This is a genomic window from Streptomyces sp. NBC_00582, from assembly GCF_036345155.1.
Classification (GTDB): Bacteria; Actinomycetota; Actinomycetes; order Streptomycetales; family Streptomycetaceae; genus Streptomyces.
Window position 1 is genome coordinate 9,863,549 of record NZ_CP107772.1, and the last position, 26,827, is coordinate 9,890,375.

The following is a 26,827-nucleotide window of genomic DNA, read 5'->3' on the forward strand; positions in this document are numbered from 1 at the left end:
ACACACGGTCTACCGTGAAGACACTTGAAGGGCTTCCCCTTCCTCGGGGCGAGCCGAGCAGCGGCGTGCGATGAAGCTGCCTTCGGGTGAAGGAAGTGGTGCCGATGACCGTCGCCTGGGACCGAGTAGGGGGTCTGGTCGATGCGCACGAGCGTTTCCTGACCGGTGACCGGGTCGACTCCGATGTGCGCGGCTCGGTGCTCGAGTCCTGGAAGCGGTGCAGGTCCGCCGGGCTGCAGCCACACCGGTTGCTGGTTCCCTACCGGTCCGACCTGGAGCTGGACGACCGGTTCCTGGGCGCGGCCGAGCCGGTACTGAAGGACCTGGCGGCATCGCTGGTCGACGTGAGCATGACCGTCGTGCTCTGTGACGGGCAGGCCCGCATGATCCAGCGGTACGGCGGTGATCGGACCCTGCGCCAACGCCTCGACGAGATACGGTTCGCCCCCGGCTTCGACGCGTCCGAGCAGGTCGTGGGCACCAACGGCGTCGGCACCGCGCTGGCCGAGCGCTCTCCTTTTTACGTCGTCGGCCGTGAGCATTTCGCCGACTGCCTGGAGCCTTTCACGTGTGCGGGCGCACCGATCCGCAATCCGCTCAGCGGACACGTCGAGGCGGTCCTCGACCTCACGTGCCTACGCGCCGACGGCGACCCCGCGATGCTGCGGCTGGTCCGTGAAGCGGTCCGCGGTATAGAGGAGCGGCTGCTGGAACAGGCCACGCAGCGCGAACGCGCGTTGCTCGATGCGTATCGGCGAGCCGAGCGGGACACGAGCGTCACGCGCGCATGGCCACAGCGGCCCGCGTCCGCCCACCCCGGGCATCGCGCCCCCCACGACGACGGCGACCTCGGCCGGATCGACCTTGCGGTGCTGCGGGAGAAGGCCGAGGAACTCATCGCCTCACCGCACCGCGCCTTCGACGAGGTGACCCTGTCCGGCGGCCGGACCGCCACCCTGCTGCGCCGCCCGGTCATCGGCGCGTCGGGTGAGACGGGGGTGGTGATCGAGGCCCGTGTGGTCGGGGGCCCGCGTCTGCGGCACGCCGAACTGACCGTACCCGAGGTGCCGGCCGGGGCCACTGCGACGGCCACGACGACGACCCCCGCACGGACCGCCGCCACCCCGGGCCTCTCCGTGACGCCTCCCGTCGACATGCACACCGTCGTGCCGTCGCTCCAGCCCGGCACCGGGGCATGGCCCAAGTCCCCCGCGGCTTCCCCCACACCCGACGCCCCGACGGACGCCGACGGATCCGGGGACGACGGCTGGTTGCTGCTCGTCGGCGAGCCGGGCGTCGGTCGGCTGGCCGTTCTGGCCCGCGAGCGGCTCGCCCTGCTGTACGACGCCGGCGTCCGCATCGGCACCACACTGGACGTCACCCGCACCGCGGAGGAGCTGGCGGAGGTGGCCGTTCCCCGGTTCGCCGACTTCGCCGCCGTCGACCTGGCCGACCCCGTGCTGCACGGAGAGGAACCGGCGCCCACCGGCGCCGGCACCCCGCTGCGCCGGGTCGCACTGGGTGCCGTGTACGAGGAGCCGACCCTGTACGGCGTCGGCGACCGGGCCGGCTATGTCCCGTCCACGCCGCAGGCCCGGAGCCTGGAGAGCGGGCAGTCGGTTCTCGAACCCGTTCTGGCCGAGGCCCGCGGCTGGCTCGCCAACGATCCGGCACGGGGCGCAAGGATGCTCGCGGCGGGTGTCCACTCCCTGATCACGGTACCCCTACGGGCCCGGGGCGTGACCCTCGGTGTGGTCAGCTTCTACCGCGCCCGGCAGCCGGCCCCCTTCGAGGAAGACGACCTGTCCCTGGCCCAGGAACTGGTCGGCAGGGCGGCGATCTGCATCGACAACGCCCGCCGCTACACGCGCGAGCACAACACGGCACTCGCCCTGCAGCGGAGCCTTCTGCCCCGCGGCAGGCCCGAGCAGAACGCCGTCGAGGTCGCCTACCGCTATCTGCCGGCGCGGGCGGGGGTGGGCGGCGACTGGTTCGACGTCATCCCGCTGTCCGGCGCCCGGGTCGCGCTGGTGGTCGGCGACGTGGTCGGCCACGGTCTGCACGCCGCCGCGACGATGGGCCGCCTGCGCACCGCCGTGCACAACTTCTGTTCCCTGGACCTGGCACCCGACGAACTCCTCACCCACCTCGACGACCTGGTCGGCCGGCTCGACCGGGGCGAGGGCTGGGGGGTGGAGGACACCCACCCGGACACCGGAATCATCGGCGCCACCTGTCTGTACGCCGTGTACGACCCGGTTCTGCGGCGCTGCACCCTCGCCCGCGCCGGGCATCCGCTTCCCGCGGTCGTCCGCCCCGACGGCACGGTGGACTTCGTCGATCTGCCGCCCGGGCCGCCGCTCGGGCTCGGGGGGATGCCCTTCGAGACAGCGGAGCTGGAACTGGCCGAAGGCAGCCAGTTGGTGCTCTACACCGACGGTCTGATCGAGGACCGGCTCCAGGACATCGACGTCGGCCTGGACCGCCTCCGAAAAGTCCTGGCCTGTGCGGAGCGGGCGCCGGAGGACACCTGCGAGGCGGTCGTGGACGCACTGCTCCCGGCCCGGCCGACCGACGACGTCGCCCTGCTCGTCGCCCGTACCCGCGCACTGGGGCCGGAACACGTCGCCCAGTGGGAGCTGCCCAGCGATCCGGCGGTCGTCGCCCACTCCCGCGCGGCCGTCACCGACCAGCTGGCCGCCTGGGGTCTCGAGGACATGGCCTTCACGACCGAACTCATCGCCAGCGAGCTGGTCACCAATGCCATCCGGCACGCGACGGGGCCGGTCCAGTTGCGGCTGCTCCGCGACCGCACGCTGATCTGCGAGGTCTCCGACGGCAGCGGTACCTCGCCCCGGCTGCGTCGCGCCAGAACCGAGGACGAAGGCGGGCGCGGCCTCTTCCTCGTCGCCCAACTCACCGAGCGCTGGGGAACCCGGTACACGTCCACAGGCAAGATCATCTGGACCGAGCAGCCCCTGCCGCGTTCGCCCTCCGCCGCCTCCGCGAACACCACCGGTGCCTGAGACGCCGCGGGGTCAGGCGTCGGGCAGCTCGGCGCAGAGGTGGGCCACGCGTGGGACCGGCCACCAGCCGCACCGTCAAGACCGGCGAACTGACCCCGCACGCCGTGGTCGGCGGCGACGGACCGCCGCTGCTGCTCCTGCCCGGCCGGCCCCAGTTCTGGTACAGCCGGCGGCTGATCATGCCCGCCCTGGCCGAGCACTTCAGCATGGGGGCCAGCGACAAGCCCGCCACCGGCTACGACGCCGCCACGCCGGCCGACGACATGGCCGCCCTGATGGCCGCTCTGGGAGCGAACGCTTCGCCGTCGTCGGCTACGACCTGGGCATGCTGGTCGGCTACGCCCTGGCCGCGAGCCACCGTGACCGCCTCCCGCGGCTCCGAGGTGATCGACCACGCCCGCCCCGACCACGGCGGCATCGACGGTCTCATCACGGCGGCGGGCGGCAAATACACCGCCAGCCGGGCCTTCGCCCAGCACCTGGTCGGACTGATCGCCCGCACCGGACTCGGCACCCTCGGGCACCCCGGCGAGGCGGTACTGGAGTCGGTCGCGGACGTGGCCGCCGCCGAACTCGGCTGCGACGACAAGCGGCGCGACACCGAACTCGCGGACAAGCACCGCCTGTTGACCCTGCCCTGGTGACGTCGCGGACGGACGCGGATGTGGGTCCTCTCCCGTCGAGCACCGCGCGCGTCGGCATGCCCTCCCAGTCGCGAGAACGTGCGCAGGAGGGCTCCGCTCCGGCGAGTACGGCCGTGTCGAGGCACCGTTCGACGTCGGCGCCCGCGACGCGTTCGTCGGCGCCGAGCCCGATCACCGCGGTGCCGGGCCACTCCACGGCGTACGACACAGTGACCGCTCTGCACCTTCCGGACATCGCAGCCCGCCGGGCCGGAGAGAGGCGTCGGCGCCCATCAGCGGGCTGGATTCTGCGCCTCTCCTTGGGCTCGCGATGCGATGGTGGAGGTGGTGGTCCAGCTGGCGAGGATGTCGATGGCTTCGGCTGAGGGGGAGGCGGGTTCGGGGGTGTAGATGGTGAGGGTCTGTTCGGGGTCGCCTTCGACGGCCAGGACCAGGTAGTCGAGGGTGAGATCGCCGACCAGTGGGTGGTGGAGGCGTTTGGTGCCGGTGGTGTGCGCTTGGACGTCGTGGTCGGCCCACATGCGGCGGAAGGTGTCGCTGTGCAGGGACAGCTCCCCGATCAGCTCGGTGAGCTGCGGGTCGTCGGGGTGTCGCCCGGCATAGAGGCGCAGCATGGCCAGGCAGTCGCCGGCGACCTGGTTCCAGTCGGCGTACAGCGTGCGGGCGGCTTCGTCGAGGAAGACGAAGCGGGCGAAGTTGCGCTCGCGGCGGGGCCGGGCTTCGAAATCGGTGTAGAGGGCGTGGGCGAGCTTGTTGGCGGCCAGGACGTCCGTGCGTCGCCCCTGGACCACCGCGGGGACGCTGAGGGCGTCCAGGGTCCGGTACAGCACCGGATGGACCCTTTGGGGGGCGAGGGGACGTCGGTGGCGGGCCCGAGTGGGGGTGGGCTGGGCGAGGTCGAAGAGGTGGGCGCGTTCGGTGTCGTCCAGGCGCAGGGCGCGGGCGACGGCCTCCAGGACGGTTACGGAGACGCCCTGGGTGCGGCCCCGCTCCAGACGGACGTAGTAGTCGACGCTCACTCCGGCGAGCTGGGCGACTTCCTCGCGGCGGAGTCCCGGCACGCGGCGGGCGCCGCCGTGCGGGACGAGGCCGGCCTGCTCGGGGGTGATCCGTGCCCGGCGGGTGCGCAGGAACTCACGGATCTCACTGCTGCGGTCCATGGGTCCACCGTACGGCGGCCCCCCGCCCCCGGAACCCTGGAAGGGGGTACTGGCAGACCCCCGGAAGAGCCGTGCCCCGTACGGGAACCCGGGCGGGATCGGCGGGTGGTTGCCTGGATGACGGGCCCACTGCACGCCACTGACCACTTGAAGGGGCAGCGCCCCAACGGCGCGTAGGGGGCAGTCGCTGCCGCCTCCCGCCTTCCCCCCTTTTACCCCGCCTGAGCAGTCCCACAGCCCGGCCTCGCCGGCCGACGCAACCCGTCAATCCCCCCAACCCCCCGGGTGCCACATGCAGCACCCGAGAAGGAACCCCCATGAGCAAGGTCATTTTTGTCACCGGTGCCGGACGCGGTCTGGGCACGGACCTCGTCCGCGAGGCCCTCGCGGCCGGCCACCGGGTCGTCGCCACCGGCCGTCGCCCCGAGGAGGTCGCGAAGACCCTGGGCAGGCCGCGGGACAACCTGCTGGTCACCAAGCTGGACGTCACCAGCCTGGACGACGCGCATGCGGCCACCCAGGCCGCGGTCGACCGGTTCGGCCGCGTAGACGTCCTGATCAACAACGCCGGGAACTTCTTCGCCGGCTACTTCGAGGAGGTCTCACCCGCGCACATGCGGCAGCAGATCGAGACCAACCTCTTCGGCCCGATGAACGTCACCCGCGCCGTCCTGCCCGTCATGCGTAGGCAGCGCGACGGTCACGTCATCACGATCTCCTCGCTCGCCGGTCAGGTCGGCACGGAGTTCACCTCCGCCTACGCGGCCTCCAAGTTCGGCGTCGAGGGCTGGATGGAAGCCCTGCACCACGACATCAAGCCGTACGACATCCGCACCACGATCGTGGAGCCGGGCTACTTCCGTACCGAACTGCTCGTGGACGCCTCCACCACCTGGCCCGAGCCGAGCATCGACGACTACGCCGAGCGCACCGCCGCCACGGTCGAAGCCTGGAAGAGCATCAACGGACGGCAGCCCGGCGACCCCGCCAAGCTCGCCCACGCCCTGCTGACCCTCGCCGGCCAGGAGCGGCCGCCATTGCGCTTCGTCGCCGGCGCCGACGCCGTGGAGGGCGTCTCGGCCAAGGCCCGGGAACTCCTCGCGCAGGCCGAAGCCTCCCGTGAACTGGGCGGCAACCTCGGCCACGACGACATCGGCTCAGCCTGACACGGACGCGGCGGGGCGGTCGCACGCCCCGCCGCACCCCATCCTCACCCTGGGACTTGCGGAGGGTCGGCTAGATGAGGGTCTGCGCCGCGTAGATTCCGCCGACCACCGCGGCGAGGGTGCCCAGGAGGAGACGAAGGAGGCGTTCGGGCAGGCGGGGCTGAAGGCGGGCGCCCAGGTAGCCGCCCGTCAGACCGCCCAGTCCGCAGGCCAGCCCGAGAAACCAGTCCGGGGCAATGTGTTCGCCGCCGGTCAGGGACAGCAGGCCATAGGTTCCGGCACCGGCGAGCGAGGTCACGAAGGTCGAGGCGAGAGCGGCTGGGGCGACCTGGGCCACCGGCATGCCCCGGCCCACCAGGACCGGCCCGAGGATGGAACCGCCGCCGATTCCGTAGATTCCTCCGACGGTGCCGACCCCGACGGCCAGAACGGTGATGGCCCGCCTCGACGGTGCGGCCGGCGCATGCCCGGGCGCGGGCCGCAGGGTTCGGACGACGAGCCACAGCCCCAGCGGCAGGAGCAGGGCGGCGACCAGTACCCGGAAGACGGCTGGACCGGGTAGCGCGAAGACCCGGATCACCGCGCCGAGGATGACGCCGGGCAGGGTTCCGGCGACAAGGTGACGCGTCAGCGGGCCGTACAGGCGTCCGTCGCGGCGATAGCGCAGCAGGGCACCGGGCCCCGCGACGACGTTGTAGAGGAGATTGGTCGGGGTGACGGCCGGGCTGGGCACGCCGAGCACGCTCAGTTGGACGGGCAGCAGGAAGACCGCTCCGGACACGCCCACCGGTGCCGTCACGACGGCTATCAGCACCCCTGCGGTGAACCCGTGAAGTCCCGCCGACCAGTCCACCACTACCCCCGTTCGCACCGCCGGACCCATTATCGCGGCGCTCGAAAGGCGGCGGCGATGACGAGAGCGGCGATCGGGTCGGCCCCGGACCGGCCGAGCGTGGCGTTGAGGGACGACCCCGCTGGCGCGGCCCAGTTCGCGCCCGGCCTCGCGCTGGGCGGTGGACAGGAACGGCATCACGGCCGGGGAGAGCGCGGCGACGACGATGCCGGAGGCGGCGGAGGACACCTCGATGCCCCAGTCGAGGCCGAAGCCGATCGAGGCTGCGGAGGTGGCGATCGTCCGTCCCTATCCCTGGGCCCCGGCCCGGCCAGGTACTCGCCCGGTGGACAGGCCTTGGTCACCGCGACCATCACCTACAACGTCGTCGAGGGGATCGTCGCCATCAGTCCGCGGTCATCAGCAGCCCTACTGACGGCTGGCAGCGCGACGGTGGCCCTCGTCCGATTCCGGACGGGACCGTCACCGTGCGTCGAAGTCCGTTCCGCGGGAGAGCTCCTCCCAGGTGGCGAGTTCGGTCCGCACCGCATCCAGATGCCCGACGAGGGCATCCACCGCGTCGCCGCCGAGGGCGAGCCGCAGCGGGGTGTCCTCCGCGTCCAGGGCCAGCCGGATCGCCGCAGCGGCCTTCGCCGGGTCCCCGGGCTGGGTGCCGTCGCCCTCCCGCACCGCCTTCCGGGTGGCGCCGACCTTCTCGGCGTAGGCCGGGTGCTCGTGCGAGAAGTAGGCTGCGCCCTTGCCGAAGAGGTTGGTGCGGAACGCGCCGGGCTCCACGATCAGCACCTTGATACCGAACGGCGTCACTTCGTCGGCCAGGCCCTCCGACAGCTGCTCCAGCGCCGCTTTGGTCGCGCTGTATGCGGAGAAACCGGCGAAGGACAGCTGTCCGCCGAAGCTGCTGATGTTGACGATCGCGCCGCTGCCTCGCTCCCGCATGTGCGGCAGCAGCGCCCGGGTCAGACGGGCCGGGCCGAACACATGCAGCTCGAACAGGTCGCGCAGTTCCCGGTCGGTGGTCTCCTCGAACGCCCCGACCTGTGTGCGGCCGGCGTTGTTCACCAGCACGTCCACCCGCCCGTATCGGGTCAGGACGTCAGCGGCCACGGCGTCGATCCGCTCGCCGTCGGTGACGTCCAGGCCGATCGCCTCCACGCGATCGGGGTGTGCGGTGACCAGGTCGGCCAGCGCCTCGGTCCGCCGGGCCGTGCCGATCACCGTGTCACCGGCGTCGACCGCGGCCTGGGCGATGGCCCTCCCGAAGCCGCTGCTGGCGCCGGTGACCAGCCAGACCTTGCCCTCACGGGTCATCTGTTCGTCTCCCTCATCAACTGCCGTTCGGGACCACCCCGCCGACGACAGCCATCCTTTGCCGCGAACCGGGATCATGTCCAAGACCTGTTGTGATAACCATGCGTTATGGATGTCCACGGGCGGGATCTGCGCTACTTCGTAGCGGTCGCCGAGGAATTGAACTTCACCCGGGCAGCCGAGCGGCTGTTCATCTCCCAGCCGGCCCTGAGCAAGCGGATACGGATGCTGGAGGGGCAACTCGGCGCGGACCTCTTCCACAGGGATCGCCGGGCGGCGCGGCTGACGGCGGTGGGGGAGGCCCTGCTGCCGTACGCCCGCCGGATGCTGGCCCTGTGGCAGGTCACCGAGGAGGCGGTCGAGGAGGCGAAGGCCGCGGAGCGGCACACCCTCGTGATCGGCATGTCCACCAGCCCGGGCCGCGGGCTGCTGCCGGCCTTGAGGACCCGGCTGCTCTCCCGGCACCCGCAGGCCAGGCTCGTCCTGCGGCAGGTGCACTGGGCCGATCCCAGCGCCGGGCTGGCGGACGGCTCCAGCGATGTCGCCTTCGTCTGGTTGCCGCTGCCGGACGGCAACCGTTACCGGTACGCGGTGGTGGCCCAGGAGCCACGCTGGGTGGCGCTGCCGTATGACCACCCCCTGACAGCCCGGGCCGCGGCTGATCGCGAGGGGGCGGTGGACTTCACCGAGCTCCTCGACGAGCCCTTCCTCGCTCTCCCGCCCGAGGCCGGCCCCCTGCGGGACCACTGGCTGGCCGTGGACGCCCGAGGTGATCGCCCGCCGCGGATAGGCGCGGTGGTGGCCAGTGCCGAGGAGACCCACGAGGCCGTCGCGAACGGTCAGGGAGTGGCGTTGCTGGCCAGCGGCAACGCCCCGTTGGTCGTCCGCGACGACGTGGTCACCGTGCCCGTCCGGGGCCTCTCCCCGTCCCAACTCGCGCTGGCCGTACGCCGGGACGACGAGCGCCCCCTCGTACGGGCGTACCTGGCCGCGGCGACGAAGCTCGGAGCCGGCACTTCCTGATTCGCGCGATCCCCCGTGACGCTCCGCGGGACCGACGCCGGCGAAACAGCCGCCGTCATGCCTGCGGCGGCTGGGCCCGCGCGCCCGACGCCCTCACTAGCGGACCCAGCGCGTCACGGGTTCAGCGTGTCGAAGGGCTCGTCGTGCCAGCGCCAGCCGGCAGTGCCGTCGTCGTGGATGTGCAGCATGAACTCAGCGACGGGGCTGCCGTCGGGGAACGTCATGGTGAGCGCATTGCGGATCTGGGTGTAGCAGGCGTCGGCCTGCGCCCAGTCCTCCTCGTCGACAGCTCGCTCTTGCTCAGCGAAGAGGGGACGGAACTCTTCGAAGCCAGGAAGTGTCTCGACTTCGGCGTGGGTCCAGGGCATGTCGGCGCCGGTCACCGTCAACCGGGCGATCTCCTGGTCACCGTGGTGGAGCCGCCACATACTGCCGGTGGTCAGGTTCGGGTTGGTCATATCCCCATGATGGCGATCACCACTGACAGAGGGGAGCGGGGTGCGGACGACGGCTTCCGGGTGGGTTGCCAGCTCGATCCGGACCTCGGAGGGACGGCGGGGATCACCGATCCTGGGCGGCCTGGCCCACCAGCGGACAGGGAACCGGGAAGGCGGCCTCCACCGCCTCCCGCCAACCCTGCCCCGTCGAACGGCGGATGGCGCAATCCGGCGCGTCACCGCAGGGGTTGGCCACCCGCACGCGCGGCGGCACACGTGCAGTCAGTCGCGTGTCTGATGCTGCTGGAAGGCGATCGCGTCGGGGTGGTTGGTGAGCCACCAGTGACATACGTTCCAATGATTGTTCTTGCCGCCGGCGTCTTCGAACGTCACGACGGCCACTACCTGGCCGCTGCAGTGGGGGCTCGGCGAGGTGTGCATGCTGCACTTCAGCTCGCTGTCCTGCGGCACGTCGTCGATGGCATTGATGACTGACTTCATGACATGAGCCTAGGGTGCCGTCTGTGGCTGGGCTGTATGGATGCGTCGCCCATTCGAACATTCGAAGCACGAGTCGGACTCGGACGCAGTCGCTCAGCCACGGCCAACAGACCGCCCCGCGGCAGCGTCACGCTGCCTCGGTGTGCCGCACGGTCTGCCCGGCCGGATCGCGTTCCGTGGCGGACGCGTCGGTGTCGTGGACCAGTCGTAGGTGACGTCGTCGGGCGTGGCGGGCCGTGGGCGGCCCGGCCGACAACCGGTCCTCGACGCGGTCCATGGCGTACAGCAGCACACTCAGGGCGGGCAGCAGCAAAGAGGCGACAGCGATCACGGCCCGGTTCCCTCCTGATGGATGACATCCGGCCGGGTTCCCCTGGACGCCCGGCCATCCGCCGAAGTGTGTGAAGGTCCGGTGATCGCATGGTGTAGACCGTGTCGGGCTGCCGCAGCGGTCGGCTCCGAGGCGTACGCGGCCGGACGGGTGGCACCTGCACTGCCATGCAGTGGATACGAGCCGCGGTGCAGACCGTGCGACGCAATGGGCTGGACGCCGGGCAGACAGTGAAGCGGGCGTGCACCGGTCCGGGCCGTGAGCGGGACCTGGCGGTGCAAGCCGTGAAGGCGGCGATGGCCGCCTGGATCGCCTGGGCGGTGGCGGGCTGGTGGCTCGAGGCACCCGTTGCATTCGTCGCGCCATGGGTGGCGATCGTCCTGGTCGAATCGACCGTCTACCGGTCCGTCGCGCACGGGCTGCAGCAACTCGCGGCCATCGCCTCAGGCACCGTGGCGGCCACCGCGGTCGCGCTGCTCCTGCACGACAGGATGGTGGCCATGGCCCTGGTGCTGCCCTGCGCGGTCCTCCTGGGCCAGTGGCGGCGTCTGGGCAGCCAAGGCATCTACGCCGCCACCGGCGCCCTGTTCGTGCTGACCAACCCTTCCGTCAGCATCGCCGCCTCCACCGCGAGGATCACCGAGGCGCTCTTCGGCGCCGTGGTCGGCATCGCCGTCAACGCGCTGATCAGGCCTCCCCTGTACCTGCGGGACACACGCGCCGTGCTGCGGGACGCCACCCACGAAGCGCACGACATCCTCGAAGCGGTGGCCGACGGCCTTGCCGACGGTCGGTGGGACACCGATGAGGCGGACACCTGGCATGCGCGCGCCCTGCGCCTGCAACGCCTGGTCGACCAGGCCCGCGCCGCCGTAGGGCACAGCCGCGAGAGCCTGCGCATCAACATCCGTAGCCGCACCGGTACCAGCGGCACCGCGTCCCCGCCGGGAAAGGAGTACGACGACGCGGTCCTCGTCCTCGAATACGCCGCCGTCCACACCGCCGGCGTCACCCGTACCGTCCTGGAAGCCGCGGCCGAGGACCAGGCGGTCACACGGCCCGAGTCCGCCCTCACCCGCCGCTACGCCGACTTCCTGCGCCAGACCGCCCACGCGCTCCGCCTCTACAGCCACAGCCGTTTCAGCCGCCAGGACGATCAGGAGCTGCGGCAGGCCGTACAAGAACTCCGCCGGACGCTCGACGCGCTGCGCCACCATCTCTCCCAGGCGCGGCCGGACGCCCCTGGCGAAGTCGCCGTCAACGGGGCTCTCCTGACACAGGCGCACCGACTGGCCGGCCAACTGGTCACCTCGGAAACCTGAGCCTCCCGCTCGGCGCCGCGGTCGCATGGGTGCCCGCGAGCCATTGACCCCGTATGTCCGTGAGCCGCTCGCGGAATCGTTCGGCAGGGCATGAACCGGGGTGGGCCGGGTAACCGGAAGCGGTTGGCCGGGAAAGGAGCGTTGCCTGGGGAGGTCGAGCGCTTCCTTTCCCGGCCCCTGGCGTCGCGCGCACCCGTTTTTCGCTCGGCGACGGCAGCCGTCGCTCGCCCACGCCTGTCTTCTCCGCCGCTGCTGTTTCCGCGACGTCCCCGTGGATGACGGGAAATTCGGCTGTGTGTTCTTCGATTACGAGGGCATCCGGACCATCGGAGGTTGATAACTATGGTTCCCTTGCTTCTGGTTCTGCTGCTGGCTTTGGTCCTCTTCGGTGCCGGCTTCGCGTTGAAGGCCCTGTGGTGGATCGCCGTGATCGTGCTGGTCGTCTGGCTGCTGGGCTTCGTCGTGCGATCGGCCGACACCGCCGGCCGTAGGGGCCGCTGGTACCGCTGGTAACGCAGGTACCAAGACAAGCGATCCACTCACCCTGCGGGCCCCGGCAGATCGGGGCCCGCAGGGTGATTCGCGTCCGGCCCGCGGCCGTCGGCACGGCTGCCGCGGGTCGCCCACGCGTCGGCCGTTCCACGCGCTGCCGGGCAAGAAACGATGCGCTCAAGGGCAACCGACCACGGGACACGCGGCCTAGGTTCAGGACATCCCCGTGCCGCGCACACCGCGACGACTCGGACGACGCAACCGAGACGGATCGCGGCGGCTCCCGGCATGCCCGACCACGAACAAAGGAAAGCATCTTGCCGTACATCACGGTGGGTCAGGAAAACTCCGCCGACATCGACCTGTACTACGAGGACCACGGCAGCGGGCAGCCGGTCGTCCTCATCCACGGCTTCCCCCTCGACGGCCACTCCTGGGAGCGGCAGAGCGCCGTTCTCCTCGAAGCGGGCTATCGCGTGATCACCTACGACCGTCGCGGCTTCGGCCGGTCCAGCCAGCCGACGACCGGCTTCGACTACGACACGTTCGCGGCGGACCTGAACACCGTGCTGGAGACCCTCGACCTGCGCGACGCCGTCCTGGTCGGTTTCTCGATGGGCACGGGAGAGGTCGCCCGGTACGTGTCCTCGTACGGGTCCGGCCGCATCGCCAAGGTCGCCTTCCTCGCGTCGCTGGAGCCCTGCCTGCTCAAGAGCGACGACAACCCGGACGGTGTCGCGCCGAAGGAGTTCTTCGACGGCGTGGTCGAGGCCGTCAAGGCGGACCGGTACGCCTACTACACGGCCTTCTACCAGGACTTCTACAACCTGGACGAGAACCTCGGGACGCGGATCAGCGAGGAAGCCGTCCGGAACAGCTGGAGCGTCGCGGCGGGCGGGGGGTTCTTCGCCGCCGCGGCCGCACCGTCGACCTGGTACACCGACTTCCGGGCCGACATCCCGGCCATCGACGTGCCGGCCCTGATCCTGCACGGCACCGGTGACCGGATCCTGCCCGTCGAGGGAACCGCTCGGCCGTTCCACAAGGCGCTCCCGTCCGCCGACTACGTGGAGATCGAGGGCGCCCCGCACGGCCTGCTGTGGACCCACGCCGAGGAGGTCAACAGCGCGCTGCTCGCCTTCCTGGGGAAGTAGCGCGGCGCTCGCCTCACCCGCGCTCGCCCGAGGGCGGGTGGGCGCGGAGGCCGGCGGGGGAGGGCGCGTACACAGGGGCTCGGCCGGGTCGGCGGGGGCGAAGACGACCGGCGTTCCGCTCCACGATCGTGGTCACCGGCGGCGGTCTCGGCACCCCGTCCGACGAGACCGGGCCCTCCACGTCGCCCAGGAACGGTGACAGACCTTCCGATACGGGCAAGGCATGCGAGTCCGATCAGGCCGGGTGACGGCGGTCGGCCTCCCCGAAGCCGTCGGCCTGGGCGTCGGTGGTGATGTCGACATCCCGGCCCGAGGCCGGGCGAAGCCGTTCGGCCGCCCCCTCGACCAGCTCCAGGTCGGCCTTCGTGTGGCCGATGGCCGCGTCCAGGAGGAGGGACACCAGAGGGTCGCCGGTGTGGGTGCGGCGCAGCCGGGTCAGCCCGGCGAGTTCGGAGAGGTACGTCTGGCGCTGCGCCGTGACGAACGCGTCCAGGGCCTCGGCGCCGAGCGCACTTGCCCCGAACAGCTTCAGGAACAGTTCGTCGCGGAACCCGCCCGTGCGCACCCACGCGCTGGTCGCCCACTGCCGCACCTCCTCCTGGCCGGCGGCGGTGAGGCGGTAGAGCGTCTTGTCGGGCCGGTCCGCCTGGGCCACCTGGGAGCGGGTGACGAAGCCGTCGCGGACCAGCCGGTCGAGGATCTGGTAGAGGTGGCCGATGTTGAGGCCGCCCCACTGCGGGTCGATGGCTTCCTCGAAGCGGCCCTTGAGCTCGTACCCGTGGCTCTCGCCCTCGGTGAGCAGGGCGAGCACGGCGTGGTGCAGCGGCGATTTACACCCGCTCCGGTGGCAAGCAGGCGGCGTCGGTTGGGAAGGCTGGTCATGGTGGGGGGTGAGCCTCTCTGTCTGTTCTGTTCGGTTGTCTGTGTGGTGCGGCTGGACCACGGCGGCGGAGCAGCACGGCTCCCGGGAACTGCACGGGTGCCGTGCTGCTGCTTTGGGGTCAGAACATGGTGTTGTCGTTGGCGCTCTTCTCGGGCACTTCCTGGATCACGTCCCAGTGCTCGACGATCTTTCCGTCGGCGACGCGCCAGAAGTCGGCGACGGCCATGCCGCGGTCACCGGGCTTGAGGTGCAGGTTGCTGTGGGTGACCACCAAGTCCCCTTCGGCGATCGTGCGCTTGATGTCCAGGCGCAGGTCGGGGAACTGCCCTCGCAGCCAGTGCACATAGCCGACGAAGGCACCCGGGCCGTCCTGCGCCTCGGGGTTGTGCTGGGTGTAGCTCTCGCCGAGGTGTGCGGTGGCGGCCGCCTCGGGCTGGTAGTCGTTGAATGCCTGCTCGTAGAAGGCGATCACGAGCGCCTTGTTGTCCGCAGCGGACATGTCTGTCTCCTGGCTCACGGTGGTGCGGTACGGCTCAGTCGGTCATGGCGTCGCGGACGAGCGCCGTGTCGACGAACTGTTCGAAGCGGACGATGAGTCCGCCGCGTACGACGAAGTGGTGGGCGACGCGGACGTCGATCGGCTTGCTCGTGGCCTTGTTGACGGCGGTGTAGCGGGCGAGGACGACGACGTTCTCGCCGTCGACGACGTAGGTGTCGTCGCGTGCGGTCCAGCCGTCCCACTCCTTGCCGAGCTGCGCCATGACGTTCGAGGTGACGCCGTCGGGGGTGCGGTAGGTGCCGGCCAGCGGGAAGCCGGCCATCTCCGTCCACTCCACATCGGGGGCCAGGGTGGCGCGCAGGGCCTCCAGATCACCGGCCGCGGAGGCCAGGTACTGGCGGCGGACGACGTCGGCCGGGGCGGTGGAGGTGGCGAACTCGGTCATCGTCAGCCCCACTTCATCTCGCCCTTGGCGACCTTCGCACCGATCTGGGCGGCGATCAGCATGCCGTTGTCCGGGAAACGCTTGACGAGGGTGTCGTTCAGCGCGGCACCGTCGGCGGCCTTGCCGAGCTCCTCCTCGAAGGCGATCAGGTAGTCACGGGTGGCGGTGATGGCGGAGCCGTCGGCCGCGGTGCCGGGGAGGCGGTGGCCGGGGACGACCAGTTCCGGGTCGAGGGCGGCCATCTCGTCGAGCAGGTCGATCCAGGCGGCGCGGTCGCCGGGGGTGGGGGTGTCGGCGACCCAGACGTGCTCCTGCTGGAAGAGCAGGACACCGCCGAGCAGGGCGCGGTGCTCGGCCTGCCAGAGGTAGTGGCGGTCGGGCAGTCCGGCCGGGCCTCCCATGAGCTGGAAGGTGTGGCCCTCCAGGGTGAGGTCGCCGGCCAGCGGCTCCAGGTCGACCAGGCGGGTGGGCAGGTTCGGACCGAGCGCGGCCCAGGCCTTGAGCTTGCCCTCGTAGGAGTGCGCGATGTGCTCGATGACGAGTGGAGTGGCGAGGAACTTCGCCTCGGGGAACGCGTCGGCGATCACCTCGGCGCCGAAGTAGAAGTCGGGGTCGCCGTGGGAGACGAAGACGGTGGTCAGCGTCCTGCCGGAGTCGAGGATCTCGGCCACCAGGCGGTGGCCGTCGGCGCGGGTGAAGGCGGCGTCCACCAGCAGTGCCTCACTCTCGCCGGTGACGAGGGTGGCGGTCTTGTTCTTGCTGCCGGCCGGGAAGTCGAGATCGAGGACCTTGAAGGAGAGAGTGCTCATGCGTGCTTCCTCGGGTGAAGGGTGATGGTCGGGGAAATCGCCTCGCGGCGAGGTGTACGGCGTGAACCGGGTCGAGGTGGGCAGCCCGTGTCGAGCAGGGGTTCAGCCTTGGGTGCCCTGGTCGAGAGCAGCGCGGTCGCTCATGAACTGGCCTAGGCCGAGCGGGTTCATGGAGACCTGTCACCACCGGTGAAGACGACGAGCCGGCCTCCTGCGGCCACGGCCTGCCGGTATGACGCCCGCAACCGGGCCTCCTCGCTTGAGGCGGTCCGCTCGGCGATGGAGGAGGTGGCGGCGTCTGCCGAAGTGGGCGCCGCAGACAGGCCGGACGCGAGGACGCCGTCCATGGCAGCCGCGAAGCCGAAGGCGGCCAGGACTCGCTTTCCCATGGGGCGGACTCCACATCTGTGGGGTGGACACGGCGAAGTATCTGCTGACGCAGACAATATATCTGCTACAACAGATATTGCAACGGCAGATTCTTCCGTTCGTGTCCATCTGTCATCCTTGAGAAGTGAACGAGCGACTGCTGAACGACGACGACGTGACACTCTTCGGTCTCTTCGTGGAGGCCTACAGCCGTATCAAGCCCCTGGTGAATCGCGATCTCGATATACCGCACACCTGGTTCGAAGTGCTGCTGCGACTGGGCCGCACCCCAGGCCACCAGCTCCGCATGACGGACCTGGCAGAGGCCGTGTCCTTCAGCTCGGGCGGCTTCACCCGGCTCGCCGACCGCATGGAAAAGGAAGGACTCATCCGCCGAGACCCCGATCCTGCCGACCGACGAGCCGCACTCGCCGTACTGACCGACAAGGGCGGTCAGGCGCTCGATCACGCACTGACCGCCCACGTCTCCCACCTGCGCAACCATGTCGCCGGACCACTCTCAGCCGAGGATCGCCGCCACCTTGAGCGCATCCTGCGCACGCTCCGCGACGCGAACGCGTAAATTCCCGTCCTTGATCCGGATCACCGTCGCGGGCTTCGGACGCCACCAGAGCCTGCCTCTAGGTGTTTGATCCCTGGTCGTGAGATGGTCCACTGCCGCAGACGATGGCGGCGATCGAAGTGGACGCCTTCTGGTGTGGCCTTCTGCTGGGCGGCTGTGGCGGGGCCGTCACGTCGCCCACACCGCGTTGTTCACCGGGGGTACGTCGGCGGTCGGCCGGCAGGTTCGGCGTGGCCGCTCAGGGTCACCGTTTCCAGAGGGTCCGGTGCGGGCCGGTCAGACCGCGTGCTTCCCACGCGGCGACGTTCTCGTGGAGCTCGGTCTCGTGGATCAACTCCCGCGCGATCGCACCCTCGCTGACCGTGTCGACGAGCGGATCGCCGTCGAAGTGGATCTGGTGCGTCAGCATGTGATGGTCTTCACGGGTGACGTGGGCGTGGATGTGCCTCGCGCGCGAGTTGTCCCGTCCCAGCATGTGCAGGAGGTCGTCGAGCAGGCTGCCCGGCACCGCCGCGGACTCCACCCCCGGCAGGACGGTCCGGTATTCGTAGCGGCCCTCGGCATACGCGACGATGTTGCCGCGCAGGTGGTATTTCGGCAGGTCGAAATCGACGACGTCGAGGCCCTCCAGGAGTCCCGCCTGCTCGGGCGTCAGACCCGCATACCGACCGTCGGCGGTGGTCTGCCAAAGATCGATCACCGCGCCGGGCGGCGGCTTGCCCGAGGTGGAGCGTACGACGCCGGAGACGAACAGGGTGTCGCCGGGCTCGTCGGGCGCCATCGGCAGCACGCCGGGGTTGTCGATCTCCGGTGCCCCGGGCACGTAGGCGGGCCCGGTCGCCATCCAGGTGGAGGCGCCGTCCTTCTCCGGGTGGGCGTAGGCCCTGCCGTGACTGACCTCCATCGTGCGGTTGATAAGGAGCATGGTCGTCGCCAGCGGGAACTCCCCTGACGCGACCAGCTTCTGTACGTAGGTGATGGCCTGGCCCAGCTCCTCGAACGTGATGCCCTGCCTGAGCGCCACGTCCCCGAACGTCTTCTGGAGATCGTCGAACACGACGCGCAGGCGCTGGTTGAACGCGATGTCGGTGCGGGGGTGTCCGTTGTTGTCACGTCACTCCAGTCATCCTCGTGTGTTCCAGACGAGGGGGGCTCTGCGGATCCAGGTGTCGTCCTCGATCGTCTGGACAAGGAACTGGGCGAGGTCGGCGCGGTTGATCCGTGCGCCGGGCTTTTCGGTGCCGGCCTCGGCTGCCCGTACGGGACCACTGAGGGGCTTGCCGGTGAGGGTGACGGCGCGGGCCAGGGTCCAGTCGATGCCGGACGAGGCGCGGACGAGCTGGTCGACGCCGGTGTGGTCCTCGAAGCCTGCCTTGAGGTTCGACCGGTTGATGACCGCCTTGACCAGCGGGTTGAGCCGGGCCCAGTCGTCGCCGGCGCCCTGCGTGGACGTCAGCACGATGCGGCGGATGCCCTGTTCGCCCATGACGGTGAGCGTGTGGCGGGTGGCGTCGGTCATGAACATCGGCGGGCTGACCGGCTTGGCCCACGGGTTGTCGGAGGCGCGGGAGTTGTTCAGCGCACTGATCACCCCCTGGGTGCCTTCGGCGGCCTTGCGGAGGTCGTCGATGCTGGCGGGCGTGCCCTGGATCAGCTCGACGCCGGCCGGTGCCTGCACCGTGTCGGGGTTGCGGACGAGGGCGCGGACGCGGTGGCCGCGCCGGGCGGCGTGCTCCAGGACGTGGATGCCGGTGCGGCCGCTGCCGCCGAGGACTAGGAGGTTACTCATGGTGATCAAATGCCTTTCGGGCAGTTCAGGGCTGGATCAGGCGGCCTGTCGGCCGGTCAGGACAGAGCCCAGGCGGCGGGCCTCGTCGTGCGCCTTGGTCAGGGACGCCTCGTGCATCGGCAGCAGCGGGGCCATCATCGGCACGTGCGGGGCCATGGTCAGTTCGGGCAGGACTGTCGTCAGGCCGAGGCCGAGGTTGGCCGGGTGGCCCAGGACGGTTTCCAGCGTGGGCACCAGGTGGTCCATGCCGTGCTTGGGGGCGCCGGGGCCGTAGCCGCCGCCGCGTGCGGAGATCAGCACGCCGGGGCGGCCGAGGGTGGGAGGGGGGCCGTCGAAGCTCAGGGTGCGCCCGGCGACCATGATCTGGTCCAGCCACGCCTTGAACACGGACGGCATCGTGAGGTTGTACATCGGCACGGTGAACAGGTAGGCGTCGGCGCCGAGGAACTCCTCGATCAGCTCGTCCTGGACCGCCGCGGCCTTCGCCTGCTCGGGGGTGCGGGCGGCGGGGTCGGTGGTGCGGGCGGTGATGCCCGCCGCGCTGAGGTGCGGGGCGGGGGAGACGGCCAGGTCGCGGTGGACGACCGGGCCGTTCCACTCGTCACGGAAGGACTGGGCGACCTGACGGGAGACGGACGCCTCGCCGAGCGAGGAGGCGTCGATGTGCAGCAGGTAGGACATGGAGAATCAGCCTTTCGAATGATCAGGGGTGTGTCGTGGGGTGAAGGGTGGAGGTCAGCTGCGGGCCGGTACGGCGCAGCCGTCGGGGCCGCAGACCGCAGCGTCGCCGCCGGTCGCCAGGGTGAGCGGGTGGGATGCGTCCCAGGCCGTGCGCAGCACGTCGAGGAGGCCGTCGCTGTCCTGCGCGCCGGGGATGCCGTACCTGCCGTCGACGACGATGAAGGGCGCGCCGGTGGCGCCCAGGCGCTGGGCGCGGGCGGCATCGTCGCGGACCTGCCGCTGGTAGCGGTGCTCGGTGAGCGCCCGGCGGGTGCCCTCGCGGTCCAGAGCGATCTCCTGGCCCAGGTCGAGCAGGTCGTCCATGCTGAAGACGGGGCGGGCCTGGCCGAAGTAGGCGCGGAAGATCGCGTCCCAGGCTTCGCGGTTCTTGCCCTCGGCGGAGGCGTGGGCAAGGAACTCGTGCGCAAGGTCGGTGTTGGCGACCAGGTTGTCCAGCACCCTGTAGGGGGTGAGTCCCTCGGCTGCGGCCAGCGCCTCGATCCGACGCGTGGACGCCTCGGCCTGGGAGCCGCCCATGCCGTGCCGGCGCAGCAGCGCGTCACGGACGCTGAACGTCTCATCCACGGGGAAGGAGCTGCTCAGCGGGAACGAGTGGTGGACGACCTCCACCTCGTCGCCGTGCTCGAACCGCTCCACAGCCCGGTCCAGACGGTGGCTGCCCAGTCCGCACCAGGGGCAGGTGACCTCGGCCCAGATCTCGATCTTCATGACGCGCGCCTCCCGTGCCTGCGCTTGATTCCTATGTTTTGTGCGTAGCGCCATGATGGGCCAGTATGGAAGTCGATACAAAAGGCACATCGGTGTTCGTGCCGGAGAGGAACGTGCGTCATGGAGGTCACCGGCAGTTCGGGCGGCGCGGCGGCGGCGGGGCCCTGCGCCCGCATCCCCACCGAGCACATGGAGTTCATCCGGCAGGTCCTCGACCGCGTCGGCGACAAGTGGAGCCTGCTGCTCATCGCGGTGGTGGAGGCCGGCCCGCTGCGCTACACCGACCTGCAGCGCCAGGTCCCCGGAATCTCCCAGCGGATGCTCACCCTCACGCTCCGCCAGCTCCAGGAGGACGGTCTGATCACCCGCACCGCATACGCGGAGGTTCCACCGCGCGTCGAGTACACCCTCACCCCATTGGGGCGCGGCCTCCACGAGATCGTGACCTCCCTGATCGGCTGGGCCGCCGACCACCATGACGAGATCCGTGAGCACCGGGCCGGCGCTGCGGCACCAGCAGCCCGGTCCTGACCGCAGGATCAGCGATCGGCTGTCGGCGCCGGGTGCAGCGCGGATGCCCGACGCGTCGTCGAGGAGACATCAGGCAAGGCGGCAGAGCTTGCGCGGCGTGTTGGTGTGACGCCTTGCCTGGCAACGGTGCTGGTGGGTGAAGATCCGGCTTCGGTGACGTACGTACGGAGAAGCGGGCGCGTTGCGCGAAGGCGGGCATCGAGTCTCGGCTTGTCAGCCTGCCGGCCACCACTACAACGGCTGAGCTGATGGAGACCCTCCAGTCCCTCTCACGGAACGCCGAAGTGCACGGAATCTTGCTTCAGCACCCCGTAGGCCCTCACATCGATGAGCGGGCAGCGTTCGAGGCCATCGCGCCGGAAGAGGACGTCGACGAAGTCACGACGAGCTCCTTCGGGGCGATGAGCTTCGGGATGCCTGGTTTTGCATCGTGCACCCCGGGCGGGATCATGCGGCTCCTGGACGAGTACGACGTCGATCTTGCAGGTCGGCATGCCGTTGTCGTGGGTCGAAGCGCAGTCCTCGGCAAGCCCGTCGGAATGCTCCTGCTCACCCGGGACGCCACGGTCACCTACTGCCACTCCCGTACGACTGATCTGGCCGCGACCGCGCGGGAAGCGGACGTTGATGTGCCGGCCGTGGGACGGCCTCGGCTTATTCGCGGCGAAGACGTCAAGCCGGGGGCCCTCGTGATCGACGCCGGATACAACCCCGGCAACGTCTGCGACGTCGACTTCGACACGGCCCGCACCCGCGCCCGCTTGATCACACCGGTCCCCGGCGGGGTCGAGCCCATGACCGTCGCAGTCCTGCTGGCTCAGACGGTCGACGCGGTGATGTTCCCCCGCTGTGCGGATGTGGCTGACCAGCTGGTCGGGGCGGTTTGACGTGGTTTCAGGTTCACTTGTTCGGTCGCTGCCCGGCTGGCGTAGCGCATGAGCGGCTTGCCCGGTCGTCCTTGAGAGCGCATGTCACGCGTCCAGTGCGAGAAGTCGCCGACAGCCGTCCGGTCCACCGCGGCGGCCCCGGGCGCGCAGGTCTGGCGGGGCCACTGACTGGGCTCGGTGATCTGGGGGGTTCGGCGTCCAGCCGGCGACCGATCTTGGCGAGCACGCTGGGCAGCTGCTTCCCGGCGTCCTGGGCCCGCTGGGCCTACGACGGCTGTCACGACCCGGTGGCCTGGATGACGTGGCTGGTGGTGAGGCGCGAGATCTTGGTGAGGGGCTGGCCGTAGAGGAGGACGAGCAGGCCGACGACGCGGTCGACGGTCTCGATGGTGTCGTCGTGAAGGAAGCGGCGGGCCAGACGCCACCGTTCGTCGTCTGCCAGGGAGCGGCGCGGCTTGACGCTGGGCAGGGGCGGGTTGTCGACGGGGTGGCGGATGTGGCTGCGTCGGGCGGCCCACAGGACGAAGCCGCGGGCCGCGTCGACCCTCGCCGGCGTCGTCCTGGTCTGCGGAGTCCTCGCCCTGTGCACCCGGGCGCTGCACCGCGTCGCCCCGGCCCGGCTGCTGGCCGGGGAGTGAGAGACGCCGCCGAAGCACGTCTTCGGTTGCGTCCCAACTCGGCCAATCCTGGCGCCGGTTATGGCCGAAAAGACCGGTAACTCAGGCACAACCATCCGAAGGGTACGTACGTCACATAAGACAGGAGCAAACAGCTCCTAAGACCACAAGGGGGAAATATGCGTCTGACTCACTCCATACTGGGCGCCGCCACAGTGGCCGCTCTGTCGCTGGGCGCCACCACCGCCCTGGCGGCACCCGCCTCCGCCGCACCCAACACCACACCGCAGAAGGTCTGCGGAAGCGGCTACAAGACCGTGAACTCCGCTCCCGTCGGCTCGCTGGGCACGGTCTACCTCGCCTACAACGCCGCCAACGGCAACAACTGCGTCGTCACCATCCGCAACAACCCCGGCGCGGCCGTGGACATGTCCGCCTGGATCTACGTCCCCGACACCAACGAAGGTGACGACGACTACGGGCACTACGGTTCCTACGCGGGACCCGCCTACGTCATCGGCCGGGGCCACTGCGTCGACTGGGGCGGCGGCATCGCCAACACCTATGTGCAGGTGACCGGCTCCAACTGCGGCTCCCTCGCGGAACACCGGACCACCTACACCCGCTGATCCACCCCCGGCACGCGGGCGCGTATCGCGGCGCGGGTGACGGCGGGGCGGCGCACGGTGGCCGGCCCGCCGGCGCCGGGCGCGGGACCCGCGTGCCGTCGGCGGCCGGTCCGTCGCATCGCTCGGACGCCGAGTGCCCGCCCGTCAGGGCGGCCCGGCACCGGCGGCCGCGGCCTGGCCGCTGAGGTCCCCTCCGTGGCCGCGGAGGTCAGTCCCTCCCGACCTACCGGTGCGTAGGTTCCCTGCAGGGCCCGCGACGCGGGCAGGGAGAGGAGGCGACTGGTGACCGAGAACCAGTACGACACATGCGTGATCGGAGCCGGGCCGGCCGGGCTGGCGGTTGCGAGGGCGCTGGCGGAGCGCGACCTGCCGTACACCCACATCGAGCGGCACACCGGGCCGGGCGGGCTGTGGGACATCGACAACCCGGGCAGCCCGATGTACGAGTCGGCCCACTTCATCTCCAGCAGGACCCTGTCCGGCTTCGGCGGCTACCCCATGCCGGACCACTTCGCGGACTACCCGCCGCACCGGCAGATCCTGTCCTACCTGACGTCGTTCGCCGAGGCGTACGGCCTGAAGGAGCGGATCGAGTTCGGCACCGAGGTCCACGGCGTGGAGAAGAACGCCGACGGCACCTGGACGGTGACCCGGGCCGACGGACGGGAGAGCGTCCACCGGCAGGTCGTGCTGTGCACCGGCTCGCAGTGGCACCCGAACGTCCCACACCTGCCCGGCGACTTCGCCGGCGAGATCCGCCACACCGTCACCTACCGCAGCGCCGACGAACTGCGCGGCAGGCGGGTCCTCGTGGTCGGCGCGGGGAACTCCGGCCTCGACATCGCCTGCGACGCGGCCCGCGCCGCCGACCACGCGGTGATCAGCATGCGGCGCGGCTACTGGTTCATCCCCAAGCATCTGTTCGGGCGCCCCGTGGACGTCATCGCGGCCGGCGGCCCCCATCTGCCGATGTGGCTGCAGCAGAAGCTCTTCGGCACCCTGCTCCGGATCGTCAACGGCGATCCGCGCCGCCTCGGCCTGCAGAAGCCCGACCACAAGCTGTTCGAGACCCACCCCGCCATCAACTCGATGCTGCTCCACCACCTGCAGCACGGCGACGTGACGGCCAAGCCGGGGATCGCGCGCACCGAGGGCCGTACGGTCCACTTCACCGACGGCAGCAGTGACGACTTCGACCTGATCCTGCTGGCGACCGGATACCTGCACAAGGTGCCCGTCGCGCAGAAGTACTTCGGCGACGAACAGCACCCCGACCTCTACATGTCGTCGTTCTCCCGCGAGCACGAGGGCCTGTTCGGCGTCGGTTTCGTGGAGACGAACTCCGGTGCCTACCAACTCTTCGACGCCCAGGCACAGTTGATCGCCTCCTTCATCCGGGACGCCCGCGGCGGGCTGCCGACGGCCGAGCGGTTCGCGCGCATGATCCGCAGCGACCGACCCGACCTGACCGGTGGACTGAAGTTCGTCGACTCGCCGCGCCACACCGGCTACGTCCACAGCGAGGCCATCGTGAAGCACCTCCGCAGGATCGCCGCGGGGATGGGCTGGCGTACGGCGGGACTGCCGCCCCGGGTGCACGGCGCACGGAGCAGGACCGACGAGGCGGTGGCGTCGTGACGTACGACTTCCATGACAAGGTCATCGTGGTGACGGGCGGTGCCGGGGGCATCGGCAGTGCGATGTGCCACCGTTTCGCCTTCGGCGGGGCCCGGGTCGTCGTGGTCGACCTCGACGAGACCAGGGCCCGGCGGACGGCGGCCGACCTGCCGGGCAGCGGCCACGCCGGCCTGGGCTGCGACCTGCTGGACCGGGCGGCAGTGGAGAAAACGGTGGACGACGTCGCCGCGGCCCACGGCCGGATCGACGTCCTGGTCAACAACGTGGGCATGACCAGCGCCGAACGCTTCGACGTGCGCAGCGTCGAGAGCATCGAGCGGGAGGTCGATCTCAACCTGCTCTCCCCGCTGGTCCTCACCCGCCTCGCCATCCCGCTGCTGCGGGCCTCCGGCGACCCGCGCGTGGTCACCACGGTGTCCCTGGGCGGCATCTTCCCGCTCGGCGAGACCCCGATCTACACCGCGTCGAAGTTCGGGCTGCGCGGTGCCATGCTCGCCATCGGGCTGGATCTGCGGGCCAAGGGCATCAAGGCCGGTTCGGTGCTGCCGTCGGCGACCGACACGCGCATGCTCCGCCAGGAAGCCGTGGACGGCGGGAACGCGATGCAGTTCCAGGACCAGCCGCAGCAGCCTGCCGACGTCGTACGGGCGACGGTCAGTCTGCTGGACAGGCCGAGGCTCGAGGTGTACGTCCGGCCGGGCGAGTCCCGCCTGGTGCGGTTCGCGTTGCTCGCGCCGAACCTGCTGCCCACGCTCCTCCCGTTGTTCCGCAGGCGCGGCGAGCGGGGCATGGCCCGCTATCTGGACGACCTGCGACGCAGGGGACTGGCACGTCAGGTCGGCGGCCGCTGGGAACTGGTGGAGGAAGCGTGAGCGGCACCCTGCGCGTCGTCAACCCGGCGAACGGCGAGCTGATCACCAGCGTACCGGCCGTGAGCGCCGCCGAGGTCGCGGTCGCCGCCGAGCGGGCGCACCGGGTCTTCGAGAGCCGCATCTGGTCCGGCACATCCCCACGGGAGCGGGCCGAGGTGCTGCTGCGCCTGGCCGGTCTCATGGAACGGGACGCCGAACTCCTGGCCCGGCTGGACAGCGAGGACGCCGGCAAGCCGATCACCGAGTGCCGTACCGGCGACGTGCCCGGGGCGATCGAGTCGGTCCGCTGGTTCGCGGAGGCGGCCGACAAGGTCTTCGGGCGCGTCGCGCCCACCGGGCACGACAGCCTGGGGCTGGTCAGCCGAGAACCCGTCGGAGTGGCCGCCGCGATCCTGCCCTGGAACTACCCGCTGGCCATGGCCGCCTGGAAGGTCGGCCCCGCCCTCGCCGCGGGCAACAGCCTGCTGCTCAAGCCGGCCGAGGCGACACCGCGTTCCGCCCTGCACCTGGCCGCCCTGGCGGCGGAGGCGGGCCTCCCGGACGGCGTACTCACGGTGCTGCCCGGCCACGGCCCAGTCACCGGCACGGCCCTCGCCCGCGACCCGTGGGTGCGCGCCCTGTCGTTCACCGGCTCCACCGCCACCGGACGCCGGATCCTGGCCGACGCGGCGGACACCAACTTCAAGCGGGTCTCCCTGGAGATGGGCGGCAAGAGCCCCCAGGTCCTGCTGCCGGACGCGCTCCACTACGGCGACGAGCTGATCGAGAACATGGTCGAGGCCGCCTTTCTGACCATGGGGCAGAACTGCACGGCGGGTTCCCGCGTTCTGGTGCACCGGGCCATCGCCGACGAGGTCCTCGCCCGGTTCACCGCGGCCGCGAAGGCACTGGTGGTCGGGGACCCGGCCAGGCCCGACACACAGATGGGGCCGCTGATCAGCCGTACGGCCTTCACAAGGGTGGCCGACGCGGTGGACGCGGCCCGGGCCGCGGGGGCCCGGATCCACACCGCCGGTCTGCCGCACGGTCTGCCGCCGCACGGCGCCTACTACCCGCCCACCGTGATCACCGGAGCTCCCGACGGGAGCGAGGTCCTCACCCGGGAACTGTTCGGCCCGGTCGTCACCGTGCAGACCTTCACCACCGAGGAGGAGGCGGTACGGCTGGCGAACGCCACCGAGTACGGCCTCGCCGCCTCGGTCTGGACCCGCGACCTCGACGCGGCGTTCCGGCTCTCGCGCGGCATCCAGGCGGGCGTGGTCTCGGTCAACGCCTACAGCGAGGGCGACCTCACCACACCCTTCGGAGGCTGGAAGCAGTCCGGCTTCGGCGGCGCGGAGAAGTCCACGAGCGCGTTCGAGCAGTGGACCAGTCCCAAGACCGTCTGGATCCGTACGCGCTGACCCACGC

At 70.6% G+C, this 26,827-nt stretch carries 29 protein-coding genes and 2 pseudogenes; 14 read left to right on the forward strand and 17 right to left on the reverse strand.

The window, feature by feature from the left end; genetic code table 11:
• Positions 1-104 precede the first annotated feature (104 nt).
• Positions 105-3,026: a SpoIIE family protein phosphatase gene (locus tag OG852_RS44670; RefSeq protein WP_330350889.1), complete on the forward strand. Its 2,922-nt coding sequence runs from the start codon at positions 105-107 to the stop codon at positions 3,024-3,026.
• A 50-nt stretch (positions 3,027-3,076) separates the two neighbouring features.
• Positions 3,077-3,670, forward strand: a complete 594-nt coding sequence (locus OG852_RS44675) for a hypothetical protein (protein WP_330350890.1) — start codon at positions 3,077-3,079, stop codon at positions 3,668-3,670.
• Positions 3,671-3,942: 272 nt separating this feature from the next.
• On the opposite strand, the gene OG852_RS44680 is transcribed toward OG852_RS44675, so the two are convergent.
• Positions 3,943-4,830 (reverse strand): helix-turn-helix transcriptional regulator, encoded by an 888-nt coding sequence (locus OG852_RS44680; protein ID WP_330350891.1) that lies wholly within the window; start codon positions 4,828-4,830, stop codon positions 3,943-3,945.
• A 317-nt stretch (positions 4,831-5,147) separates the two neighbouring features.
• On the opposite strand from OG852_RS44680, the gene OG852_RS44685 reads away from it, so the two are divergent.
• Positions 5,148-5,996, forward strand: coding sequence for an SDR family oxidoreductase (locus OG852_RS44685; RefSeq protein WP_330350892.1), 849 nt, complete (start codon positions 5,148-5,150; stop codon positions 5,994-5,996).
• Positions 5,997-6,066: 70 nt separating this feature from the next.
• Here OG852_RS44685 and OG852_RS44690 read toward each other — a convergent pair whose 3' ends face one another.
• From OG852_RS44690 to OG852_RS44700, 3 genes and pseudogenes are all read right to left on the reverse strand, one after another.
• Positions 6,067-6,849 (reverse strand): TSUP family transporter, encoded by a 783-nt coding sequence (locus OG852_RS44690; protein WP_133914444.1) that lies wholly within the window; start codon positions 6,847-6,849, stop codon positions 6,067-6,069.
• 50 nt (positions 6,850-6,899) lie between these two features.
• Positions 6,900-7,131 (reverse strand): annotated as a pseudogene (locus tag OG852_RS44695) (hypothetical protein); the annotation flags it as partial.
• A gap of 180 nt (positions 7,132-7,311) precedes the next feature.
• The gene (locus tag OG852_RS44700) at positions 7,312-8,157 is read right to left on the reverse strand and encodes an oxidoreductase (RefSeq protein ID WP_330350893.1); all 846 of its coding nucleotides are present in this window, start codon (positions 8,155-8,157) and stop codon (positions 7,312-7,314) included.
• A gap of 108 nt (positions 8,158-8,265) precedes the next feature.
• Between OG852_RS44700 and OG852_RS44705 the strand changes: the two genes are divergently transcribed.
• Positions 8,266-9,180, forward strand: a complete 915-nt coding sequence (locus OG852_RS44705) for a LysR family transcriptional regulator (RefSeq protein ID WP_330350894.1) — start codon at positions 8,266-8,268, stop codon at positions 9,178-9,180.
• Between the two features lie 113 nt (positions 9,181-9,293).
• Here the strand turns inward: OG852_RS44705 and OG852_RS44710 are convergent, their stop codons facing one another.
• From OG852_RS44710 to OG852_RS44720, 3 genes are all read right to left on the reverse strand, one after another.
• Positions 9,294-9,638, reverse strand: coding sequence for a hypothetical protein (locus OG852_RS44710; protein WP_330350895.1), 345 nt, complete (start codon positions 9,636-9,638; stop codon positions 9,294-9,296).
• Positions 9,639-9,899: 261 nt separating this feature from the next.
• Entirely contained in the window at positions 9,900-10,118 is a 219-nt protein-coding gene (locus OG852_RS44715) for a hypothetical protein (RefSeq protein ID WP_330350896.1), read from the reverse strand.
• Positions 10,119-10,245: 127 nt separating this feature from the next.
• On the reverse strand, positions 10,246-10,449 hold the full coding sequence (locus OG852_RS44720; RefSeq protein WP_330350897.1) for a hypothetical protein: 204 nt from the start codon (positions 10,447-10,449) through the stop codon (positions 10,246-10,248).
• A gap of 167 nt (positions 10,450-10,616) precedes the next feature.
• Between OG852_RS44720 and OG852_RS44725 the strand changes: the two genes are divergently transcribed.
• The 3 genes from OG852_RS44725 to OG852_RS44735 all read left to right on the forward strand — a co-directional run bounded on the left by OG852_RS44725 (position 10,617) and on the right by OG852_RS44735 (position 13,417).
• Positions 10,617-11,771, forward strand: coding sequence for an FUSC family protein (locus OG852_RS44725; protein WP_133914230.1), 1,155 nt, complete (start codon positions 10,617-10,619; stop codon positions 11,769-11,771).
• Positions 11,772-12,113: 342 nt separating this feature from the next.
• Positions 12,114-12,284, forward strand: coding sequence for a DUF5670 family protein (locus OG852_RS44730; RefSeq protein ID WP_133914229.1), 171 nt, complete (start codon positions 12,114-12,116; stop codon positions 12,282-12,284).
• A 296-nt stretch (positions 12,285-12,580) separates the two neighbouring features.
• A complete protein-coding gene (locus tag OG852_RS44735; RefSeq protein WP_133914228.1) occupies positions 12,581-13,417 on the forward strand; it encodes an alpha/beta fold hydrolase in 837 nt (278 codons plus the stop codon).
• Positions 13,418-13,652: 235 nt separating this feature from the next.
• Here OG852_RS44735 and OG852_RS44740 read toward each other — a convergent pair whose 3' ends face one another.
• From OG852_RS44740 to OG852_RS44760, 5 genes are all read right to left on the reverse strand, one after another.
• Positions 13,653-14,228, reverse strand: coding sequence for a PadR family transcriptional regulator (locus OG852_RS44740; protein ID WP_330350898.1), 576 nt, complete (start codon positions 14,226-14,228; stop codon positions 13,653-13,655).
• A gap of 190 nt (positions 14,229-14,418) precedes the next feature.
• The gene (locus tag OG852_RS44745; RefSeq protein WP_330350899.1) at positions 14,419-14,799 is read right to left on the reverse strand and encodes a nuclear transport factor 2 family protein; all 381 of its coding nucleotides are present in this window, start codon (positions 14,797-14,799) and stop codon (positions 14,419-14,421) included.
• 34 nt (positions 14,800-14,833) lie between these two features.
• On the reverse strand, positions 14,834-15,244 hold the full coding sequence (locus OG852_RS44750) for a nuclear transport factor 2 family protein (protein ID WP_330350900.1): 411 nt from the start codon (positions 15,242-15,244) through the stop codon (positions 14,834-14,836).
• Between the two features lie 2 nt (positions 15,245-15,246).
• Complete coding sequence (locus OG852_RS44755) at positions 15,247-16,053, reverse strand: MBL fold metallo-hydrolase (protein ID WP_330350901.1); 807 nt, start codon at positions 16,051-16,053, stop codon at positions 15,247-15,249.
• Positions 16,054-16,220: 167 nt separating this feature from the next.
• Entirely contained in the window at positions 16,221-16,442 is a 222-nt protein-coding gene (locus OG852_RS44760; protein ID WP_133914223.1) for a hypothetical protein, read from the reverse strand.
• A gap of 125 nt (positions 16,443-16,567) precedes the next feature.
• Here OG852_RS44760 and OG852_RS44765 point away from each other — a divergent pair, with 125 nt between their 5' ends.
• Entirely contained in the window at positions 16,568-17,005 is a 438-nt protein-coding gene (locus OG852_RS44765; RefSeq protein WP_133914222.1) for a MarR family winged helix-turn-helix transcriptional regulator, read from the forward strand.
• A gap of 244 nt (positions 17,006-17,249) precedes the next feature.
• Here the strand turns inward: OG852_RS44765 and OG852_RS44770 are convergent, their stop codons facing one another.
• The 4 genes from OG852_RS44770 to OG852_RS44785 all read right to left on the reverse strand — a co-directional run bounded on the left by OG852_RS44770 (position 17,250) and on the right by OG852_RS44785 (position 20,243).
• On the reverse strand, positions 17,250-18,062 hold the full coding sequence (locus tag OG852_RS44770; RefSeq protein WP_330350902.1) for a dioxygenase family protein: 813 nt from the start codon (positions 18,060-18,062) through the stop codon (positions 17,250-17,252).
• 66 nt (positions 18,063-18,128) lie between these two features.
• Positions 18,129-18,794: an NAD(P)-dependent oxidoreductase gene (locus OG852_RS44775; protein ID WP_330350903.1), complete on the reverse strand. Its 666-nt coding sequence runs from the start codon at positions 18,792-18,794 to the stop codon at positions 18,129-18,131.
• Between the two features lie 36 nt (positions 18,795-18,830).
• Positions 18,831-19,475 (reverse strand): FMN-dependent NADH-azoreductase, encoded by a 645-nt coding sequence (locus OG852_RS44780; protein ID WP_330350904.1) that lies wholly within the window; start codon positions 19,473-19,475, stop codon positions 18,831-18,833.
• 54 nt (positions 19,476-19,529) lie between these two features.
• Positions 19,530-20,243, reverse strand: coding sequence for a DsbA family oxidoreductase (locus tag OG852_RS44785; RefSeq protein WP_133914219.1), 714 nt, complete (start codon positions 20,241-20,243; stop codon positions 19,530-19,532).
• A 120-nt stretch (positions 20,244-20,363) separates the two neighbouring features.
• Between OG852_RS44785 and OG852_RS44790 the strand changes: the two genes are divergently transcribed.
• Both OG852_RS44790 and OG852_RS44795 read left to right on the forward strand, forming a co-directional pair.
• Entirely contained in the window at positions 20,364-20,774 is a 411-nt protein-coding gene (locus OG852_RS44790; protein WP_330350905.1) for a winged helix-turn-helix transcriptional regulator, read from the forward strand.
• Positions 20,775-20,810: 36 nt separating this feature from the next.
• Positions 20,811-21,661 (forward strand): annotated as a pseudogene (locus OG852_RS44795) (bifunctional 5,10-methylenetetrahydrofolate dehydrogenase/5,10-methenyltetrahydrofolate cyclohydrolase); the annotation flags it as partial.
• A gap of 277 nt (positions 21,662-21,938) precedes the next feature.
• Here OG852_RS44795 and OG852_RS44800 read toward each other — a convergent pair.
• Positions 21,939-22,250 (reverse strand): hypothetical protein, encoded by a 312-nt coding sequence (locus OG852_RS44800; RefSeq protein ID WP_330350906.1) that lies wholly within the window; start codon positions 22,248-22,250, stop codon positions 21,939-21,941.
• Between the two features lie 207 nt (positions 22,251-22,457).
• Here OG852_RS44800 and OG852_RS44805 point away from each other — a divergent pair, with 207 nt between their 5' ends.
• The 4 genes from OG852_RS44805 (at position 22,458) to OG852_RS44820 (ending at position 26,820) form a co-directional block, all read left to right on the forward strand.
• On the forward strand, positions 22,458-22,907 hold the full coding sequence (locus OG852_RS44805) for a spore-associated protein (RefSeq protein ID WP_330350907.1): 450 nt from the start codon (positions 22,458-22,460) through the stop codon (positions 22,905-22,907).
• A gap of 282 nt (positions 22,908-23,189) precedes the next feature.
• Positions 23,190-24,545: a flavin-containing monooxygenase gene (locus tag OG852_RS44810; protein WP_330350908.1), complete on the forward strand. Its 1,356-nt coding sequence runs from the start codon at positions 23,190-23,192 to the stop codon at positions 24,543-24,545.
• On the forward strand, positions 24,542-25,417 hold the full coding sequence (locus tag OG852_RS44815) for an SDR family NAD(P)-dependent oxidoreductase (RefSeq protein WP_330350909.1): 876 nt from the start codon (positions 24,542-24,544) through the stop codon (positions 25,415-25,417). Before OG852_RS44810 ends, OG852_RS44815 begins: the two co-directional genes overlap by 4 nt.
• Entirely contained in the window at positions 25,393-26,820 is a 1,428-nt protein-coding gene (locus OG852_RS44820) for an aldehyde dehydrogenase family protein (RefSeq protein WP_330351615.1), read from the forward strand. The genes OG852_RS44815 and OG852_RS44820 overlap by 25 nt, the downstream gene beginning before the upstream one ends.
• Positions 26,821-26,827: the final 7 nt, after the last annotated feature.

Coding starts and splice junctions, on each gene's coding strand:
- OG852_RS44670 (WP_330350889.1), top strand. CDS start 105: ATGACCGTCGCCTGGGACCGAGTAGGGGGTCTGGTCGATGCGCACGAG.
- OG852_RS44680 (WP_330350891.1), bottom strand. CDS start 4,830: ATGGACCGCAGCAGTGAGATCCGTGAGTTCCTGCGCACCCGCCGGGCA.
- OG852_RS44685 (WP_330350892.1), top strand. CDS start 5,148: ATGAGCAAGGTCATTTTTGTCACCGGTGCCGGACGCGGTCTGGGCACG.
- OG852_RS44700 (WP_330350893.1), bottom strand. CDS start 8,157: ATGACCCGTGAGGGCAAGGTCTGGCTGGTCACCGGCGCCAGCAGCGGC.
- OG852_RS44705 (WP_330350894.1), top strand. CDS start 8,266: ATGGATGTCCACGGGCGGGATCTGCGCTACTTCGTAGCGGTCGCCGAG.
- OG852_RS44710 (WP_330350895.1), bottom strand. CDS start 9,638: ATGACCAACCCGAACCTGACCACCGGCAGTATGTGGCGGCTCCACCAC.
- OG852_RS44715 (WP_330350896.1), bottom strand. CDS start 10,118: ATGAAGTCAGTCATCAATGCCATCGACGACGTGCCGCAGGACAGCGAG.
- OG852_RS44725 (WP_133914230.1), top strand. CDS start 10,617: ATGCAGTGGATACGAGCCGCGGTGCAGACCGTGCGACGCAATGGGCTG.
- OG852_RS44730 (WP_133914229.1), top strand. CDS start 12,114: ATGGTTCCCTTGCTTCTGGTTCTGCTGCTGGCTTTGGTCCTCTTCGGT.
- OG852_RS44745 (WP_330350899.1), bottom strand. CDS start 14,799: ATGTCCGCTGCGGACAACAAGGCGCTCGTGATCGCCTTCTACGAGCAG.
- OG852_RS44750 (WP_330350900.1), bottom strand. CDS start 15,244: ATGACCGAGTTCGCCACCTCCACCGCCCCGGCCGACGTCGTCCGCCGC.
- OG852_RS44755 (WP_330350901.1), bottom strand. CDS start 16,053: ATGAGCACTCTCTCCTTCAAGGTCCTCGATCTCGACTTCCCGGCCGGC.
- OG852_RS44760 (WP_133914223.1), bottom strand. CDS start 16,442: ATGGGAAAGCGAGTCCTGGCCGCCTTCGGCTTCGCGGCTGCCATGGAC.
- OG852_RS44775 (WP_330350903.1), bottom strand. CDS start 18,794: ATGAGTAACCTCCTAGTCCTCGGCGGCAGCGGCCGCACCGGCATCCAC.
- OG852_RS44780 (WP_330350904.1), bottom strand. CDS start 19,475: ATGTCCTACCTGCTGCACATCGACGCCTCCTCGCTCGGCGAGGCGTCC.
- OG852_RS44785 (WP_133914219.1), bottom strand. CDS start 20,243: ATGAAGATCGAGATCTGGGCCGAGGTCACCTGCCCCTGGTGCGGACTG.
- OG852_RS44790 (WP_330350905.1), top strand. CDS start 20,364: ATGGAGGTCACCGGCAGTTCGGGCGGCGCGGCGGCGGCGGGGCCCTGC.
- OG852_RS44805 (WP_330350907.1), top strand. CDS start 22,458: ATGCGTCTGACTCACTCCATACTGGGCGCCGCCACAGTGGCCGCTCTG.